General features: G+C 58.5%; 15 protein-coding genes. 8 read left to right on the forward strand and 7 right to left on the reverse strand.

Annotation, left to right across the window (positions count from 1 at the left end):
* Nucleotides 1-30: 30 nt before the first annotated feature.
* Entirely contained in the window at nt 31-1,719 is a 1,689-nt protein-coding gene (locus ACUW6V_RS11205) for a DUF4153 domain-containing protein (RefSeq protein ID WP_041460671.1), read from the reverse strand.
* Nucleotides 1,720-2,147: 428 nt separating this feature from the next.
* On the opposite strand from ACUW6V_RS11205, the gene pckA reads away from it, so the two are divergent.
* Nucleotides 2,148-3,767, forward strand: a complete 1,620-nt coding sequence (gene pckA, locus ACUW6V_RS11210) for a phosphoenolpyruvate carboxykinase (ATP) (RefSeq protein ID WP_454038359.1) — start codon at nt 2,148-2,150, stop codon at nt 3,765-3,767.
* Between the two features lie 63 nt (nt 3,768-3,830).
* Here the strand turns inward: pckA and envZ are convergent, their stop codons facing one another.
* Together envZ and ompR are read right to left on the reverse strand one after the other, a co-directional pair.
* A complete protein-coding gene (envZ, locus tag ACUW6V_RS11215; RefSeq protein WP_004385526.1) occupies nt 3,831-5,177 on the reverse strand; it encodes a two-component system sensor histidine kinase EnvZ in 1,347 nt (448 codons plus the stop codon).
* The gene (gene ompR, locus ACUW6V_RS11220; RefSeq protein ID WP_004385525.1) at nt 5,174-5,893 is read right to left on the reverse strand and encodes an osmolarity response regulator transcription factor OmpR; all 720 of its coding nucleotides are present in this window, start codon (nt 5,891-5,893) and stop codon (nt 5,174-5,176) included. Before ompR ends, envZ begins: the two co-directional genes overlap by 4 nt.
* Nucleotides 5,894-6,234: 341 nt before the next feature.
* Here ompR and greB point away from each other — a divergent pair, with 341 nt between their 5' ends.
* From greB to feoC, 5 genes are all read left to right on the forward strand, one after another.
* A complete protein-coding gene (gene greB / locus ACUW6V_RS11225) occupies nt 6,235-6,708 on the forward strand; it encodes a transcription elongation factor GreB (RefSeq protein WP_004385524.1) in 474 nt (157 codons plus the stop codon).
* A gap of 113 nt (nt 6,709-6,821) precedes the next feature.
* Nucleotides 6,822-9,149, forward strand: coding sequence for a Tex family protein (locus ACUW6V_RS11230; RefSeq protein WP_454038360.1), 2,328 nt, complete (start codon nt 6,822-6,824; stop codon nt 9,147-9,149).
* Between the two features lie 729 nt (nt 9,150-9,878).
* Nucleotides 9,879-10,103 (forward strand): ferrous iron transporter A, encoded by a 225-nt coding sequence (gene feoA / locus ACUW6V_RS11235; RefSeq protein ID WP_004386395.1) that lies wholly within the window; start codon nt 9,879-9,881, stop codon nt 10,101-10,103.
* A gap of 26 nt (nt 10,104-10,129) precedes the next feature.
* Nucleotides 10,130-12,445, forward strand: a complete 2,316-nt coding sequence (feoB, locus tag ACUW6V_RS11240) for a Fe(2+) transporter permease subunit FeoB (protein WP_097649661.1) — start codon at nt 10,130-10,132, stop codon at nt 12,443-12,445.
* Nucleotides 12,445-12,681, forward strand: coding sequence for a [Fe-S]-dependent transcriptional repressor FeoC (feoC, locus tag ACUW6V_RS11245; RefSeq protein WP_004386393.1), 237 nt, complete (start codon nt 12,445-12,447; stop codon nt 12,679-12,681). Before feoB ends, feoC begins: the two co-directional genes overlap by 1 nt.
* 45 nt (nt 12,682-12,726) lie before the next feature.
* On the opposite strand, the gene ACUW6V_RS11250 is transcribed toward feoC, so the two are convergent.
* Together ACUW6V_RS11250 and bioH are read right to left on the reverse strand one after the other, a co-directional pair.
* Complete coding sequence (locus ACUW6V_RS11250; protein WP_032971976.1) at nt 12,727-12,996, reverse strand: YdgH/BhsA/McbA-like domain containing protein; 270 nt, start codon at nt 12,994-12,996, stop codon at nt 12,727-12,729.
* Between the two features lie 81 nt (nt 12,997-13,077).
* Nucleotides 13,078-13,857: a pimeloyl-ACP methyl ester esterase BioH gene (bioH, locus tag ACUW6V_RS11255; protein ID WP_105547339.1), complete on the reverse strand. Its 780-nt coding sequence runs from the start codon at nt 13,855-13,857 to the stop codon at nt 13,078-13,080.
* 39 nt (nt 13,858-13,896) lie between these two features.
* Here bioH and gntX point away from each other — a divergent pair, with 39 nt between their 5' ends.
* Complete coding sequence (gene gntX / locus ACUW6V_RS11260) at nt 13,897-14,574, forward strand: DNA utilization protein GntX (RefSeq protein ID WP_085660815.1); 678 nt, start codon at nt 13,897-13,899, stop codon at nt 14,572-14,574.
* Nucleotides 14,575-14,632: 58 nt separating this feature from the next.
* Complete coding sequence (gene nfuA / locus ACUW6V_RS11265) at nt 14,633-15,208, forward strand: Fe-S biogenesis protein NfuA (RefSeq protein WP_004386390.1); 576 nt, start codon at nt 14,633-14,635, stop codon at nt 15,206-15,208.
* Nucleotides 15,209-15,365: 157 nt separating this feature from the next.
* Here the strand turns inward: nfuA and cspE are convergent, their stop codons facing one another.
* Both cspE and malQ read right to left on the reverse strand, forming a co-directional pair.
* Nucleotides 15,366-15,578 carry a transcription antiterminator/RNA stability regulator CspE gene (gene cspE, locus ACUW6V_RS11270; RefSeq protein ID WP_004386389.1) on the reverse strand — a complete coding sequence of 71 codons (213 nt, stop codon included), beginning with the start codon at nt 15,576-15,578 and terminating at the stop codon, nt 15,366-15,368.
* Nucleotides 15,579-15,848: 270 nt separating this feature from the next.
* Nucleotides 15,849-17,957, reverse strand: a complete 2,109-nt coding sequence (gene malQ, locus ACUW6V_RS11275; protein ID WP_063265768.1) for a 4-alpha-glucanotransferase — start codon at nt 17,955-17,957, stop codon at nt 15,849-15,851.
* Nucleotides 17,958-17,967 lie beyond the last annotated feature (10 nt).

Consider the following 17,967-nt stretch of genomic DNA (forward strand, 5'->3'; position numbering starts at 1 on the left):
GCCGCCTTGCGGGAAGCGCTTTTTTTACGCTTACTGATAGTTTATCGGGATCCTCACCCCGCCAATTTCCACATCCTGCCAGGTTTTCTCTTTTCCTTTGATCTGATTTTCGCGCAGCGCCTTGTCGAATTTTTCGCGCGTCAGACTGCCGGGAATCTCCTGGCTCCAGCCCGCCTGCCGCCACTGGCCGTTCTCGCGCATCGTGACGCTACAGCTTCGCGTGTCGCTACTGCACAGCAGCACTTCATTTTGCCCGTCATGGTTCAAATCGAGCGCCGCCACAACGCAACTGCCCTTCTCATATAAACAGCCGCGCACGCTGTAGGTGTCTTCTTTGCTGACCCACTGCCACCAGCTCTCTGCAGGTGCCTGCGCCCCTGCGGCAAGCGTAATGGCGTCGCGCAGGTCGTCATCGGCCACCGTCGAGTCGCTGTCCAGCAGATCGCGCAGCGCCTGACGATTCTCTTTATCGGCCATAAAAGCCGGGTTATGGCGAAGTTCATTCAGTGCCGCCTGGCCGCGGCGTCCGGCGTGTTGCAGCATATAGAGGCTCATCAGGTCGGCCTTTTGCGCCCCGCTCTCATAACGCGCCATCTGGCTCTCCACGCTGATGCGCCACGGGTCGAGCACTGGCGTATGGCTTAAAACCAGCAGTGCGAGCGAGAAGAGCATGACAACACGGCCGCCGCGATCGCCTGCCGGTTCATTGCCCTTCATACGGCTAATCGCCTGCAGCGTGGCGCACACCGCCCAGCACAGCACCGTCGCCGTGATAAGCGCCGCGTAAACGCGCCACGGCGTCCAGCCATATTGCTGTACGCGCAGCCACAGCGACCACCCGGCGAGCGCCGAGAAAAGCGGTGTGACGACAACGCCGGTGCTGTTCAGCAGACGCAGCGCTTTATGCGGCGACGGCGCGCAGGCCAGCCCGGAAAGCGCGAGCAAGACCAGCGCCAGCGTATTCAGCAGCGCGTTACAGGAGGTGCGCGCCGCAAGGCCGCTCAGGCCAACAAACGGCAGCGTCGCGAGAAACAGCAGCGCGATAAGCGCGGCGAGCGTCAGCAGGCCGGATGCCGCCAGCGTCAGAAAACGCATCAGCGCCTCGGTGATGCGCGTCTGGCTGCGGCACAGCAGCAAGCATACCGCGCCGGAAACCGTCGCCATGACATAAACAAAGAGCGGCGTGTCGAAAAACAGAATGTCAAAGAAGCGGATATCCACCGCGTTAAAGAGTTTCGCCCACAGCAGCAGCACGCCCCAGAACACACCGGCGAGCGCCAGCGCCATCAGCAGCGCGACGCCGTTATTCCACAGCGCCAGGCGGCGTGAAACAGGCGCGCCGGACGTACTGTCACGCTGCAGCCAGGGGAGCGCCATAAAGAGCGTGGCCGCCAGGTGGAAATACCAGGTGGCGATCATTTCACCCGCGTCCAGCTCATCAACGCCCGAAACAGACCAGCGCATCCAGCCCGACATCACGCCTACCAGCACCAGCAGCGCGCCCGTCATCCACCAGAAACGCAGCGCGCGCAGGCGAGTCGCCGCCAGCGCCACACTCGCGCAGAGTGTGATGGCCAGCGAGTGCAGCACCAGCGCCGATCCCTGGCTCATCGCTATCAGGCTGTGCGGACCGGTTAAAAACATCAGCAGGCCGCAGAGCGCGGCAATAATCACGATGCCCCAGCGCGTCGCGGGTGCCAGGGGATGAAGTTCAGACATGACGATAATCCTTTAAAAACGCATTCACGCGGTGAAGATAACGCCTTTGCGTGAAGTGAGCGTGAAGTGGGAAAAGACGCGTTTCGCAGGCCAGAGCCGGACGCGTATCCGCAAAAGTCTGTTTATCCTGTGCGATCCCCCGCCGGTTTTGGTTTTCACAGAAAAGATAATTTTCTTCAGGAAAGCGCTTACAGTCACAAAGTGCGGGTTTGGCGGGTGGCTTTTATAACATATTCGGAACAATTAACGCGTACACAGATAAAATGTTGCCATACTCTGAGACCCGTCGTGACCGGTCTCACAGAATTTTCCACTATGGCGCGCCTGGCAACCCATCAGTAACGTAAATCTATGAAGCCTGTCGCGGTTAACGTCCCCGGAATGACCCTACACTTTCAGATAGTATAAATTGGCTAAGGAGCAGTGAAATGCGAGTTACAGGCATAACCCCGCAGGATCTCAAGGCTTACGGTATTAACGACGTCCAGGAGGTGGTTTATAACCCCGATTACGACACCCTTTATCGCGAAGAGCTCGACCCGTCGCTTGAGGGTTACGAGCGCGGGGTACTGACGGATCTGGGTGCGGTCGCCGTCGACACGGGCATTTTTACCGGCCGTTCGCCGAAGGATAAATACATCGTTCGCGACGACACCACGCGCGATACGCTGTGGTGGTCCGATAACGGCAAAGGCAAAAACGACAACAAACCGCTGACGCCGGAAACCTGGCAGCATCTGAAAGGCCTGGTGACGCAGCAGCTCTCCGGTAAACGTCTTTTCATCATCGACGCCTTTTGCGGCGCTAACCCGGACAGCCGCCTGTCGGTGCGTTTTATTACCGAAGTGGCCTGGCAGGCGCATTTCGTTAAAAACATGTTTATTCGCCCGTCCGAGGATGAACTGGAAGGCTTCGAGCCGGATTTCATCGTAATGAACGGCGCGAAATGCACGAACCCGGACTGGCAGGCGCAGGGGCTGAATTCCGAGAACTTTGTAGCCTTTAACCTGACCGAACGGATGCAGCTGATTGGCGGCACCTGGTACGGCGGCGAGATGAAAAAAGGCATGTTCTCGATTATGAACTACCTGCTGCCGCTGAAAGGCATCGCCTCGATGCACTGCTCGGCGAACGTCGGTGAAAAAGGCGATGTAGCGGTATTCTTTGGCCTCTCCGGCACCGGCAAAACGACGCTTTCCACCGATCCGAAACGCCGCCTTATTGGCGATGACGAACACGGCTGGGACGATGACGGCGTGTTTAACTTCGAAGGCGGCTGCTATGCCAAAACCATTCGCCTCTCTGAAGAAGCCGAACCGGATATCTATCACGCCATTCGCCGCGACGCGCTGCTGGAAAACGTCACCGTGCGTGACGACGGTAGCATTGATTTTGACGATGCCTCTAAAACCGAAAACACCCGCGTCTCCTACCCGATTTACCACATCGATAACATCGTGAAGCCGGTGTCGAAAGCGGGCCACGCGACGAAAGTTATCTTCCTGACCGCCGATGCGTTCGGCGTTCTGCCGCCGGTATCGCGCCTGACGGCCAGCCAGACGCAGTATCACTTTCTCTCCGGCTTTACGGCGAAACTGGCGGGCACCGAGCGCGGCGTGACCGAGCCGACCCCGACCTTCTCGGCCTGTTTCGGCGCGGCGTTCCTGATGCTTCACCCGACGCAGTACTCCGAAGTGCTGGTAAAACGTATGCAGGCGGCGGGCGCGCAGGCGTATCTGGTCAATACCGGCTGGAACGGCACCGGCAAACGCATCTCCATTAAGGACACCCGCGCGATTATCGACGCCATCCTCAATGGTTCGCTGGACGACGCGGAAACCTTTACGCTGCCGCTGTTTAATCTGGCGATTCCGACCAGCCTGCCGGGCGTCGATGAGCGCATTCTCGACCCACGCAATACCTACGCCTCGCCGGAACAGTGGCAGGAAAAATCGCAGCAGCTGGCGCAGCTCTTTATCAGCAACTTTGAGAAATACACCGACACGCCTGCCGGCGCCGCGCTGGTGAGCGCAGGCCCACAGCGCTAACGGGTTAAATGTAAAAACGGCTCCGTAAAGGAGCCGTTTTTTTATGATGTGAAGAGTAGAAAATTAGCTGTTTTTAACCACCGTCGTGCCTACCGGCACCGGCAGCCAGGCGCGAATGCGTAACCCACCGCGCTCGCTCTTGCCGATATCCAGCAGGCCATGGTGATTGTCGATAATACGCTGCACAATCGCGAGCCCCAGCCCGGTACCGCTGGTGCTGCGGGCGCTGTCGCCGCGCACAAACGGCTGCAGCAGGTGCTTGAGCTGGGCAGGCTCAATGCCCGGCCCGTCATCTTCCACCTGAAACCAGGCGCGGTTGAGTTCTGTGCCGCTACTCACTTTGATCCAGCCGTTACCGTAGCGCGCGGCGTTGACCACCATATTCGCCACGGCGCGCTTGATGGAGAGCGGATGAATGCGCAGCGGGATCTCGCCGCTTTGCAGCGCTGTTTCTATCTCACGCTCATAGCCGCTTTCCGAGGCGATCACCTCGCCCAGCACCGCGTTAAGATCGGCGGTTTCCAGCGGCATCTCCTGCCCGGTGCGCAGGTAGTCAATAAACTGCTCGATGATGTCGTTGCACTCTTCGATATCTTTATTGATAGATTCCGCCAGATAGCCGTCGCCTTCGCTCATCATTTCGGTGGCGAGGCGAATTCGCGTCAGCGGCGTGCGTAAATCGTGACTGACGCCCGCCATCAGCAGCGTGCGGTCATCCGCCAGTTGCTTCACACCTGCCGCCATATGGTTAAACGCGCGCGTCACCGAACGCACTTCGGAAGCGCCATATTCGCGCAGCGGCGGCGGAATAATGCCTTTACCGACCTGCAGCGCGGCGTGCTCCAGCTCCACCAACGGCCGGTTCTGAATGCGGATAAACAGCCAGGCGCCGCCAATCGCCAGCAGCATAATCGCGAGCGTATAGCGAAACAGCGGCGAGAAATCGCCTTGATGGATTTCGGTGAGCGGCACGCGCACCCAGATGTTGGGCGACAGCCAGGTTTTCAGCCACACCACCGGCGAGCTTTTATTGACCTCGACGCGCACTTCCGTCGGGCCGCCAAGCTGCTGCGCCATCTGCTGGCTCAAGAACTCATAATGCTGCGCCCAGCGCAAACCCGCCTCTTCCGCCGCCTCGTTGGCGTAAAGCGAAATCCCCAGCTCGCGGTAGATCTCCCGACGAAACGCCGGCGGCACCACCAGTTGCGTCCCGTCCTCCAGCTGCAGTTTATCGGTCATCAGCATACGCACTTCGTAGGCCAGGACTTTATTAAACTGCTGGAGGCTCGGCAGGATGGCGAAGTTAAGCACCACCAGGTATGTCGTCACCAGGCTTGCGAACAGCAGGGTGACGATAAGAAGCAGCGTGCGGGCAAAAGAACTGCGAGGCGAGAAGCGCAGTTTCCTCATGCTTTAGCGCCGTCCGGCACAAAGACGTAGCCCAGGCCCCAGACGGTCTGGATATAGCGCGGATGCGCCGGATCTTCTTCCACCATGCGGCGCAGACGGGAGATCTGCACGTCGATGGAGCGTTCCATCGCGGAGTATTCACGCCCGCGCGCCAGGTTCATCAGCTTATCGCGCGACAACGGCTCGCGCGGGTGGCTGACCAGCGCTTTCAGGACGGCGAATTCACCGCTGGTAAGCGGCATCGGCTCATCTTCGCGGAACATCTCGCGGGTACCGAGATTAAGCTTAAATTTCCCGAAGGCGATAATCGCTTCTTCCTGCGACGGCGCGCCCGGCAGTTCGTTGGCCTGACGGCGCAGAACCGCGCGGATACGGGCCAGCAGTTCACGCGGGTTGAACGGTTTAGGAATATAGTCGTCGGCACCAATCTCCAGCCCCACGATACGATCGACCTCTTCGCCTTTCGCGGTGACCATGATGATAGGCATCGGGTTGCTCTGGCTGCGCAGGCGGCGGCAGATAGAAAGCCCGTCTTCACCAGGAAGCATCAGATCAAGCACCATCAGGTGGAAGGACTCGCGGGTCAGCAGGCGGTCCATCTGTTCGGCGTTTGCCACGCTGCGCACCTGGAAGCCCTGCTCGGTGAGGTAACGCTCAAGCAGCGCGCGCAGGCGCATATCGTCATCCACCACCAGAATCTTGTAATTTTCCTGCATTGTGTTTACTCCCAAAGGCTCAAACAGTTGTAACGCCATTCTAAAAAAGTGTGCGTCAGCCGGTGAGTTAAATCTGGTATATATTGTAGTCGAAATTGTTACAAAGCATATTTAACAGCAGCTTATCTTCACTTTTCATCACAAAACCGACGTATCTCCAGGGGGCGATATGACGACGCTGCCAACCTCAGCTTTCATCATAAACGAACTGGCGCATTTCGTATGCTGGCCGGGTTGTTTCTGGCATGTGGGACAAGCGCGTTTTCGCGCGCCAGGCGCTTCACATTCGCCAGCGCGCCCGCTAAGGTACGGACGTTAAAATTCTCAGCGAAGGCCAGCCGATGAAAACGCCGTTAATAACCCGCGAAGGCTACGAAAAACTGAAAAAAGAGCTCGATTATCTGTGGCGCGAGGAGCGGCCTGAAGTCACCAAAAAAGTGACCTGGGCGGCAAGCCTTGGCGATCGCAGTGAAAACGCCGATTACCAGTACAACAAAAAGCGCCTGCGCGAAATCGACCGCCGCGTGCGGTATCTCACCAAATGCCTTGAGAACCTGAAAATCGTCGATTATTCGCCGCAGCAAGAAGGCAAAGTCTTTTTCGGCGCCTGGGTTGAGGTGGAAAATGACGACGGCGACGTGAAGCGTTTTCGTATCGTCGGCTATGACGAGATTTTCGGGCGCAAAGATTACATCTCTATCGATTCCCCCATGGCCCGCGCGCTGCTCAAAAAAGAGGAAGGCGACGTGGCGACCGTCCAGACGCCGGGCGGCGAAGCCACCTGGTATGTAAACGCCATTGAGTATGTGAAGTAAGCCCTTTGCGGATAGCTCCGAAACCCGCCGCGGGCGCGGCTACGGCTGGCATTTTTACCTTTCAGTCCGTATAACTGTGCCCTGACTTTTTGTACATAACAGATGATATTGCCATGATGAATGATTCGCTCAGTCGTATTATCGCCAGTGAGCTTCAGGCCAGGGCTGAACAGGTAGACGCTGCCATTCGCCTGCTTGATGAAGGGAACACCGTGCCGTTTATCGCACGCTATCGTAAGGAGGTCACCGGCGGTCTGGACGACACCCAGTTGCGCCAGCTGGAGACGCGTCTGGGTTATCTGCGCGAACTCGAAGAGCGCCGTGCGGCTATCCTCAAATCGATTGCCGATCAGGGCAAACTGACCGATGAACTTCAGGCGGCCATTACCGGCACCCAGAGCAAAACCGAGCTTGAAGATCTCTACCTGCCTTACAAACCGAAGCGCCGTACCCGCGGGCAGATAGCGATTGAAGCGGGCCTTGAGCCGCTCGCTGACCTGTTGTGGAACGAGCCGTCTCACGACCCGGAAGCGGAAGCCGCAAAATTTATTAACGCCGATAACGGCGTGGCCGACACCAAAGCCGCGCTCGACGGCGCGCGTTATATCCTGATGGAGCGCTTTGCCGAAGACGCGGCGCTGCTCGCCAAAGTGCGCGACTACCTGTGGAAAAACGCGCATCTGGTGTCCACCGTGGTGCCAGGCAAAGAGGAAGAAGGCGCGAAATTCCGCGACTACTTCGCCCATCACGAACCGATCGCCTCGGTGCCGTCGCACCGCGCGCTGGCAATGTTCCGCGGACGCAACGAGGGGGTATTGCAGCTTTCGCTGAACGCTGACCCGCAATTCGACGAGCCGCCGCGCGAAAGCTACTGCGAACAGATTATTACCGATCATTTAGGGCTGCGCCTGAATAACGCCCCGGCCGACAGCTGGCGTAAAGGCGTGGTGAGCTGGACCTGGCGCATCAAAGTGCTGATGCATCTGGAAACCGAGCTGATGAGCACGCTGCGCGAGCGCGCCGAAGACGAGGCGATTAACGTGTTCGCCCGTAACCTGCATGACCTGCTGATGGCCGCGCCTGCAGGGCTGCGCGCCACAATGGGCCTCGATCCGGGCCTGCGTACCGGCGTTAAAGTGGCGGTGGTTGACGCCACCGGCAAACTGGTCGCGACCGATACCGTCTATCCGCACACCGGCCAGGCGGCAAAAGCGGCGGTCGTCATCGCCGCGCTGTGCGAGAAGCACAATGTGGAGCTGGTCGCTATCGGCAACGGCACCGCCTCGCGCGAAACCGAGCGTTTCTTCCTCGACGTGCAGAAGCAGTTCCCGAAAGTGACGGCGCAGAAAGTGATTGTCAGCGAAGCGGGTGCGTCGGTGTATTCCGCCTCTGAGCTGGCGGCGCAGGAGTTCCCGGATCTCGATGTATCGCTGCGCGGCGCGGTCTCTATCGCGCGTCGTCTGCAGGATCCGCTGGCAGAACTGGTGAAAATCGACCCGAAATCTATCGGCGTGGGCCAGTATCAGCATGACGTTAGCCAGAGCCAGTTGGCGCGCAAACTCGATGCGGTAGTGGAAGACTGCGTGAACGCTGTGGGCGTCGATCTCAACACCGCGTCGGTGCCGCTGCTGACCCGCGTGGCGGGCCTGACGCGCATGATGGCGCAGAATATTGTGGCCTGGCGCGATGAGAACGGTCAGTTCCGCAACCGCCAGCAGTTGCTGAAAGTCAGCCGTCTGGGGCCGAAAGCATTTGAGCAGTGCGCGGGCTTCCTGCGTATTAACCACGGCGATAACCCACTCGACGCCTCAACGGTTCACCCGGAAGCCTATCCGGTGGTGGAGCGCATTCTGGCGGCGACGGAGCAGTCGCTGCGCGATCTGATGGGCAACAGCAGCGCGTTGCGTAACGTGAAGGCGGTAGATTTTACCGACGAGCGTTTCGGCGTGCCGACCGTGACCGACATTATCAAAGAACTGGAAAAACCCGGCCGCGACCCGCGTCCGGAATTTAAAACCGCTCAGTTCGCCGAAGGCGTGGAGACGATGAACGATCTGCAGCCAGGCATGGTGCTGGAAGGCGCGGTGACCAACGTGACCAATTTCGGCGCGTTTGTGGATATCGGCGTGCATCAGGATGGTCTGGTGCATATCTCGTCGCTCTCCGACAAATTCGTCGAGGATCCGCACACCGTGGTGAAAGCGGGCGATATCGTAAAGGTGAAAGTGCTGGAAGTCGATTTGCCGCGTAAGCGTATCGCGCTAACCATGCGTCTTGACGAGCAACCCGGCGAAGGCAACGCGCGGCGCGGCGGCGGTAATAACCGCGAGACGCAAAAGCGTCCGGCCCAGAATAACCGTAAACCGGCGCGCGACAGCAACGCAGGCGGCAACAGCGCGATGAGCGACGCGCTCGCCGCCGCGTTCGGTAAAAAGCGGTAATCCGCAGTTATGGAACAAGAAAGGTCGGGAAACTGGCCTTTTTTATTATTTTTGGAGGGTGCCATTGGCGGGTGCGCTGCGCTTACCCGCCCTACGTTTCGGCAGGCTTTTTGGTTCCGTAGGGTGGGTAAACGCAGCGCAGCGCACCCGCCACATCATAACGGGCAGTTTGCGTATTTGTAGGGTGGGTAAGCGCAGCGCACCCACCACATCATAAAAGGCAGTTTGCGTATTTGTAGGGTGGGTAAGCGCAGCGCACCCGCCAATTCATAAAGGGCAGTTTGCGTATTTGTAGGGTGGGTAAGCGCAGCGCACCCGCCTTTCTTCGACAGGTAAAACACCTCGCCGCCTTAAAAAGCCTCACATCCGGAAATAAACGCCAACATGTGCGCGGTTACATTTTTCATTTTAATAACAACAGGCACTAATAAATAACCTGCCGAACGCGCAGAGGAATAAATTGTATGTACGTTTAAATTTAATTAAATGAAAAATAAAGCATAAATAAATTGAAAACTTTTATTGCAAATACCCCATGCCGCATTTTTTGCGCCAGAACAAATAAACTTCAGAAAGTCTCGCCGCGCTGCAATATTCTATTGAAGATAAAAACCATTCTCATTACCATCTTAAGCAGATAAACAACGCCTTCCCGCGCAATAATCGGCTCCCGGCCGTTGTATCGCCACTGTTCACCGCCGCTGAGCGCATTCGGAATAAGCAGGTCCTATGCAATTCACACCTAATAGCAGCTGGAAAATTACGGGTTTCGCCCGGGAAATCAGCCCGGCCTATCGCCAGAAACTATTGTCACTCGGCATGCTGCCGGGCTCATCATTTGAGGTAAAACGCGTGGCTCCGCTGGGTGACCCGATTCATATCGAAACCCGACGCGTAAGCCTGGTACTGCGAAAAAAAGATCTGGCGCTTTTGCAGGTTGAAGCAGCCCGCTGAACTATTTCTGTGTTGAGTTAACGCAAATGAAAAAATTAACCATCGGCTTAATCGGCAATCCCAATTCCGGCAAAACCACGCTATTTAACCAGCTCACCGGTGCGCGGCAGCGCGTGGGCAACTGGGCCGGCGTGACGGTCGAACGCAAGGAAGGCAGCTTCGCGACGACCGATCATCAGGTAACGCTGGTCGACTTGCCTGGCACCTACTCTCTGACCACCATCTCCTCACAAACCTCGCTCGATGAACAGATCGCCTGCCACTACATCCTTAGCGGCGAGGCGGACATGCTGATAAACGTGGTGGACGCCTCCAACCTTGAGCGCAACCTCTACCTGACGCTGCAACTGCTGGAGCTCGGCATCCCGTGCGTGGTCGCGCTCAACATGCTCGATATCGCTGAAAAGCAAAATATTCGCATTGATATCGACGCGCTGGCGAAACGCCTCGGCTGCCCGGTGGTGCCGCTGGTCTCCACCCGCGCACGCGGGATAGACAGCCTGAAGCTCACGATTGATCGCCACACGCGCAACGAGACTATCGAGCGTGTGCATTACCCCGCCCCGCTCGTTGACGCGGCCGAAACGCTGGCGGCGGCGATGCCTCACGAACTCACCCTCCAGCAGCGCCGCTGGCTCGCCCTGCAAATGCTTGAAGGCGATATTTACAGCCGCGGCATCGCGGGCGATGCCGCGGCACGGCTTCCGCAAATCCAGGCACAGCTTGAAAGCGAGCTGAACGACCCGGCGCTGCACATCGTTGACGCCCGCTACCAGAGCATTTCGACGATTTGCGATGCGGTCAGCAACAGCCTTACCGCCGAACCGCACCGCCTCACGGCCGCGCTGGATAACATCATTCTCAACCGCTTTCTGGGCCTGCCCATTTTTCTTGGCGTGATGTATCTGATGTTTCTGCTCGCCATTAACATCGGCGGCGCGTTGCAGCCAATTTTCGACGCGGGTTCTGTAGCCGTGTTCATTCACGGGCTGCAATGGGTCGGCTATACGTTGCATTTTCCCGCCTGGCTGACGCTGTTCCTGGCCCAGGGGATTGGTGGCGGTATAAATACCGTGCTGCCGCTTGTGCCGCAGATAGGCATGATGTACCTGTTTCTGTCATTTCTTGAAGATTCGGGTTATATGGCCCGCGCGGCGTTTGTGATGGATCGCCTGATGCAGGCGCTGGGCCTGCCGGGTAAATCGTTCGTTCCGCTGATCGTCGGCTTTGGCTGCAACGTGCCGTCGGTAATGGGTGCCCGTACGCTGGATGCGCCGCGCGAACGGCTGATGACGATTATGATGGCGCCGTTTATGTCCTGCGGCGCGCGTCTGGCGATTTTCGCCGTGTTTGCCGCTGCCTTTTTTGGTCAGCAGGGCGCGCTGGTGGTCTTCTCGCTCTATCTGCTCGGCATTGTGATGGCCATCCTGACCGGCCTGATGCTGAAATATACGATCATGCGAGGCGAAGCCACGCCGTTCGTGATGGAGCTGCCTGTATACCACGTGCCGCACCTGAAAAGCCTGCTGCTGCAAACCTGGCAGCGTCTGAAAGGCTTTGTACTGCGCGCGGGGAAAGTCATCGTCATTGTCAGTGTGTTCATTGGCGCGCTGAATAGCTTTTCGTTCAGTGGCAAGGCCGTGGACAACATTAACGACTCCGCGCTGGCTTCCGTCAGCCGTGTACTGACGCCGCTTTTAACGCCGATCGGCGTTCATGAAGATAACTGGCAGGCCACCGTTGGGTTATTCACTGGCGCGATGGCGAAAGAAGTGGTCGTCGGCACGCTGAACACGCTTTATACCGCCGAGAATATTCATGAAGCGCCATTTGACGCGGCCAGTTTCAGTCTGAAGGACGAACTGACCGCCGCGCTGGCGGAAACCTGGCAGAGCCTGAAAGATACCTTTAGCCTGAGCGTGCTGGCGAACCCGATTGAGGCAAGCAAAGGCGACGGCGAAATGGCAACGGGCGCGATGGGCGTGATGAGTGCGAAATTTGGTAGCGAAGCCGCCGCTTATAGTTATCTGATCTTCGTGCTGCTCTATATCCCCTGCATTTCGGTGATGGGCGCTATCGCTCGTGAATCGAGCCGCGGCTGGATGGGCTTTTCGATTCTCTGGGGGCTGAATATCGCGTATTCGCTGGCGACCCTGTTCTACCAGGGCGCGACTTTCCAGGCGCATCCGCTCTTTAGCCTGACGGCGATGCTGGCGGTGGTGTTGTTTAACATCGCGCTGCTGACCGCGCTGCGCCGGGCGCGTAGCCGGGTCGATGTCAGCCTGCTGGCGCCACGCCGCGAGGCGCGCTGCTGCGAAACCACCGCCGGAGAGTGCCACTGATGGCAACGCTAATCGAAGTGCGCGATCTGCTGGCGCTCTCGGGAAGAATGGACGCGCAGCGTATCAGCGAACAGCTCGCGACGCCGCTGCCGCTGGTCAACGCGATGCTCAGTCGCCTGGAAGCGATGGGAAAAGCGGAACGTCAGGAGGAGTGGCTGTCGGGCTGCCTGAGCGGTAGCTGTCGCCACTGCCCGGAAGGCAAGGCGTGCCGTAAAGAGGTGTGGCAATTGCGCTAACAGACAGGGCGGGCCTGATGCCCGCCCTTTTTATTGATAAACGCGTTATTTATACACGTCCGCCGTGGCGTGAATGTCTTTGCCGGTTTTCTCGCCGCTGGTGATGACATAATATTTGCCACCCATTTCATCGGCTTTCTTAACCAGTTCGGCTTTCGCATCCATCGGCGCGGTGCCTTTGTCAGAGACGATAGTGCCGATTTTGGTGAGATTCATCTCTTTGACTTTATCTTTTTGCAGCTCTTCCGCCGCCATCGCGCCAAAAGAGAGCGACCCCACAACCACAGACAACAGCATACCGGTGCGTAATTTCATATGAATGACTCCCTGCTCAGATGATGTGAAGGGCGGGATAAAAACGCCCGATAACAATGACATCTAAAGTATGGCGCGCTTTTACCGGTTTGCCAGGCGAGCCTTCAGCGCCAGCAGCGCATCGCAGAATTCGCGCGGGTGAGAGATGAACGGCGCATGAGCCGCTTTCTCAAATACCTGCGATTCGCTGTCAGGAAAACGTGCATCAAGCAGCGCTGCGACCTTGCGCGGCACCAGCCCGTCGAGACGCCCGTAAAGGCGTAAAAACGGCCCCTGCCAGGCGGTGAGCGCCTCGCGCAGATCGGCGGTTTTCAGGATCTCCAGCCCGCCGTTTAATACGTCAGCACCAGGCATCGGCTGCGCCAGTACGATGGATTTCAGCACGCGCGCGTCCTGGCGTGCCGTCTCGGTGCCGAGCGTTTGCAGCGCGAGAAAACGCTCGACCGTACGCTGAAAATCCTCACTCAGCTGACGCTGAAAACCGCTTAAGACTTCCGGCTTGATGCCGGGCCAGTCGTTGCCCGCCTGAAAACAGGGCGATGAAGCGACCGTCACCAGCGCGTCAACCCGCGATGGTTCATTGAGCGCGACCTGGCTTGCCACCAGCCCGCCGAGGCTCCAGCCGAGCCAGATGGCCCGTTCGGGCGCGCGGCTCGCCACCAGGCGCGCCATCTCGTCGAGCGTCAGCGCGCCATAGCCCTGGCTGCGCCCGTAACCCGGCAGATCCACCAGGTGCAGCGTAAAGTGCGAGCTTAATTCCTGCGAAATGCAACGCCACACTTCGGCATTCAGCCCCCACCCGTGCAGCAGCACAAGATGACAATTTCCTTCGCCCGTGGTCTGCCACCAGATGTCGTTCATCCGTTACTCTTCTCATGATTGATGTACAAGGAGGTCGTCATGCTAACAATACCGGGGATGTGTTGGCTATGCCGGATGCCGCTGCGCGTGCCGGGATGGGGAATTTGTTCGCGCTGCCAGCGGCGGCGGCAGGTGGCGGTGTGCCCACAGTGCGGCATGCCTGCCGCGCTTGAGACGCAACCATGCGGCCGCTGCCTGCAAAAGCCCCCCGTCTGGCAACGGCTGCTCGCCGCGAGCGATTACGCGCCGCCGGTAAGCGGGCTGGTGCATCAGTTGAAATTTCAGGGACGTACCGCGCTTGCGCCGGCACTCGCCCGTTTGTTGCTGTTAAAAATCCTGGCGGCGAAACGCGCAGACGCCCTTCCCAAAGCGGATCTTATCATCAGCGTGCCGCTACACCGCACACGCGCCTGGCGGCGTGGTTTTAACCAAAGCGCACTTATCGCCAGGGCGCTGTCACGCTGGCTTGGGATACGCTACGCGCCGGGCGTGGTAGCGCGAATCAAAGCGGCTCCGCCCCAACGGCAGCTCAGCGCCCGCCAGCGGCGCAGCAACCTGAAAAACGCCTTCCGGGTTGAATTACCGGTGGCGGGTCTCCATATCGTTATTGTGGATGATGTCGTCACAACAGGGAGTACTGTTGCCCAAATCGCGCGCCTGCTTAAGCGCAACGGCGCGGCGACTGTCCAGGTATGGTGCCTGTGTCGAACCTTGTAGAGCCTCGATGATGGGCGTATTATAACCAACTAAAATAGTCAACTATTAGGCCATTGCTATGATCCGTATTTCCGATGCCGCCCAGGCACACTTTGCCAAGCTACTGGCAAGCCAGGAAGAAGGGACGCAGATCCGCGTATTCGTTATCAATCCAGGCACCCCGAATGCTGAATGCGGCGTGTCCTACTGCCCGCCCGACGCCGTGGAAGCTACGGATACCGCATTGAAATTCGACCTGCTCACCGCGTATGTCGACGAACTGAGCGCGCCGTATCTGGAAGATGCGGAAATCGATTTTGTGACCGACCAGCTGGGCTCGCAGCTCACGCTGAAAGCGCCTAACGCGAAAATGCGTAAAGTGGCGGATGACGCACCGCTGATGGAGCGCGTGGAGTATATGCTGCAGTCGCAGATTAACCCGCAGCTGGCAGGCCACGGCGGTCGTGTCACGCTGATGGAAATCACCGACGAAGGCTACGCCATTTTGCAATTCGGCGGCGGCTGTAACGGCTGTTCTATGGTGGACGTGACCCTGAAAGAAGGTATCGAGAAGCAACTGCTGAACGAGTTCCCGGAACTCAAAGGCGTGCGCGATCTCACCGAACACCAGCGCGGCGAGCACTCTTACTACTAAGCGCTATCGCCCGCCATTAAAAAAGCCCGCTTTCAGCGGGCTTTTTTTTCGCGTATCCTCGGAATAAAAAAACCCGCACAAGGCGGGTTTTTTTGCGTCGATTTCACTGCTCAGGGCTGACCCGTCATCGCTGTCGGAAACCGCGCAGAGCGAGCGATTAGATGGCAGTTACGTTCGCAGCTGCCGGGCCTTTCGCGCCGCTTTCAACGGAGAAAGAGACCTTCTGGCCTTCTTCCAGGGTTTTGAAGCCGTTGTTCTGGATAGCGGAGAAGTGAACGAAAACGTCCTTGCTGCCGTTGTCCGGAGTGATGAAGCCGAAACCTTTTTCCGCGTTAAACCATTTTACTAAACCAGTCATTTTGTCAGACATGTTATCACCTTAAAAAATCATTGAGCCTTACGGCGTTGCGTGGCCTGCATAACAGAATTTACTTAGCGCTTATGGAGGAGACTCAAAAAGAAGGGATATCTTGGGATAACACTTGAAATGAGAACTGCTTTACTAAACTGCTTTTCGACGGGTCTGTCTCGCAAACCGAGGAGTGCATTAACGCATGATGGCTCACACAACGCAAGCTTTTTATTGCATCTGTGAAAAATAGTCGCCCCTGCGCGGTGTATGCGACGCAGGGGCGAGCGATTACTTACGTTTTGCTGGCTTACCCGCCGACGCGGCGCGGCGACGTTTATCCAGATCTTTAATCAACCGGTTCACGGTGTCATCAGCAAACATCGCTTCCAGCCCGACGGTGAGCTTGCGCCGCCAGTTTTTATACTGGTCGCTGGTGCCCGGCACGTTGACCGGCTGCGCCATATCCAGCCAGTCTTCCGGCTGCAGACCGAGCAGCGCGCTGTTGCTGTCGGCGATATAGCGCTGGAGCGCGCGGTTAAGCGTGGCGCCCATTTTCATGCGCGCGGCGTGATGCCCTGCGCGTTTCGGCAGGCAGCCATGCTGGTGCAGGCTCTCCAGCAGCCCCTGTTTGGCCCGCTCGCGATCGGCGTACAGTCCCTTTAACACCTCTTCGTCGGGATAAAGCCCGAGCGTTTTCCCAAGCGTTAAATCGCCGCTTTCCCAGTAGCCGCGCAGCGTCGGCAGATCGTGAGTGGTCGCGACCGCCATCGCCTGCGACGTCCAGCGCTTCGGCGCGCGGAAGCGGCTGCCGCCTTCGTTTTCAAAGTAGAGCACTTTGTACGAATAGACGCCGCTGTCGCGTAGCTTGCCGACGATTTCCGCCGGAACCGTACCGAGATCTTCGCCGATCACCATGCAGCGGTGGCGCTGGCTTTCGAGTGCGAGGATCGCCAGAAGATCGTCGACCGGATACTGCACATAAGCGCCTTTATCCGCCGTTTCGCCATAGGGGATCCACCACAGACGCAGCAGCGACATCACATGGTCGATGCGCAGTGCGCCGCAATTCGTCATGTTGGCGCGCAGCAGTTCGATAAACGGCTCGTAAGCGCGCGCCTGCATCACGTGCGGATCCATCGGCGGCAGGCCCCAGTTCTGACCGAGCGGCCCCAGAATATCCGGCGGCGCGCCAACCGATGCTTTCAGACAGTACAGCTCACGGTCGCACCAGGTTTCCGCGCCGCCTTCCGCCACGCCGACCGCCAGATCGCGATACAGCCCGATCGGCATACCGTGCGACTGACTGGTCTGCCAGCAGCGGGCAAACTGCTCATACGCGAGCCATTGCAGCCAGAGGTAAAAATCGACCTCATCAGCGCGGTTTTTACAAAACGCCTGCACTTCCGGGCTGCTGGTGTTCTGATACGCTTTCGGCCAGGCGGGCCAGCCCCAGCGCATCGGATCTTCCTGCGCCTGCCAGGCGTGGATGGCGTCGAACGCAGCCTGCCAGTAGAGGCTTTCGCCCGCGCGCGCCACGAAATCGCGAAACGCCACCACATCGTCATCATCCGGGCCACGCGTGGAGAAGCGCGCCCAGGCCATTTTCAGCGCGGTGAGCTTGAGCATGGTCACGGTCGAGTAATCGACCCACTGCGACTCCCGGGCCGCTTTCAGCGCCTGCTGCGTGGACTTAAGCTTCCACCACGCCTGCGCCTCATCGCTGCGCCGGAAATCCTCCACCGCGTTCACGTCGATGTAAATGACGTTAAGCCAGCGGCGAGAAGAGGGACTGTACGGGCTCGCGCTCTCCGGGTTCGCCGGATAGAGCGCGTGAATCGGGTTTAAACCGATAAACGCGCCGCCGCGCGGGCCCACTTCATTCAGCATCGCTTGCAGATCGCCGAAATCCCCGATGCCCCAGTTATTTTGCGAGCGCAGCGTATAAAGCTGGACGCACGCGCCCCAGAGTTTTTTACCCTCACGCAGCGCCTGCGGCTCATAGCAGCGCTTCGGCGCGACGATAAGCCGACAGTGCCAGCGGCTGTCGTCACGCGTGAGCGTCAGCGTGTGATACCCCTCGTCAAGCTTCGCCGGCAGCGTCAGCGCCTCGCCGCCGCGCGCGTTGCCGCTAAACTGCTCGCCGGTTTCGCTGGTGAGCAGCCAGTGGTAATCGCCGCGGCCCTGCGGCGTTAACTGCATACGGCGGCTCTTTGCCACCACTTTTACCGGCGGCAGCGGCGATTTATCGGCCGCTTTCGGCGCGGCCTCCGGGTTCATCGCTTCCAGCAAACGCCGTTTGGTCTCAGCGCCAATCGCCTGCGGTTTGCCGTGCGCATTGATGTAGTTAGGGCTAATCCCCGCCGCAAGGGCGGAGGAGTCAAGGCGTTTGCTTTCCATGGCGGCTCCT

Source organism: Cronobacter sp. 153480017-3, from assembly GCF_053627815.1.

Coding starts and splice junctions, on each gene's coding strand:
- ACUW6V_RS11250 (WP_032971976.1), bottom strand. CDS start 12,996: ATGAAATTACGCACCGGTATGCTGTTGTCTGTGGTTGTGGGGTCGCTC.
- feoB (WP_097649661.1), top strand. CDS start 10,130: ATGAAAAAATTAACCATCGGCTTAATCGGCAATCCCAATTCCGGCAAA.
- envZ (WP_004385526.1), bottom strand. CDS start 5,177: ATGAGGAAACTGCGCTTCTCGCCTCGCAGTTCTTTTGCCCGCACGCTG.
- bioH (WP_105547339.1), bottom strand. CDS start 13,857: ATGAACGACATCTGGTGGCAGACCACGGGCGAAGGAAATTGTCATCTT.
- greB (WP_004385524.1), top strand. CDS start 6,235: ATGAAAACGCCGTTAATAACCCGCGAAGGCTACGAAAAACTGAAAAAA.
- cspE (WP_004386389.1), bottom strand. CDS start 15,578: ATGTCTGACAAAATGACTGGTTTAGTAAAATGGTTTAACGCGGAAAAA.
- gntX (WP_085660815.1), top strand. CDS start 13,897: ATGCTAACAATACCGGGGATGTGTTGGCTATGCCGGATGCCGCTGCGC.
- ACUW6V_RS11205 (WP_041460671.1), bottom strand. CDS start 1,719: ATGTCTGAACTTCATCCCCTGGCACCCGCGACGCGCTGGGGCATCGTG.
- pckA (WP_454038359.1), top strand. CDS start 2,148: ATGCGAGTTACAGGCATAACCCCGCAGGATCTCAAGGCTTACGGTATT.
- feoC (WP_004386393.1), top strand. CDS start 12,445: ATGGCAACGCTAATCGAAGTGCGCGATCTGCTGGCGCTCTCGGGAAGA.
- feoA (WP_004386395.1), top strand. CDS start 9,879: ATGCAATTCACACCTAATAGCAGCTGGAAAATTACGGGTTTCGCCCGG.
- malQ (WP_063265768.1), bottom strand. CDS start 17,957: ATGGAAAGCAAACGCCTTGACTCCTCCGCCCTTGCGGCGGGGATTAGC.
- nfuA (WP_004386390.1), top strand. CDS start 14,633: ATGATCCGTATTTCCGATGCCGCCCAGGCACACTTTGCCAAGCTACTG.
- ompR (WP_004385525.1), bottom strand. CDS start 5,893: ATGCAGGAAAATTACAAGATTCTGGTGGTGGATGACGATATGCGCCTG.
- ACUW6V_RS11230 (WP_454038360.1), top strand. CDS start 6,822: ATGATGAATGATTCGCTCAGTCGTATTATCGCCAGTGAGCTTCAGGCC.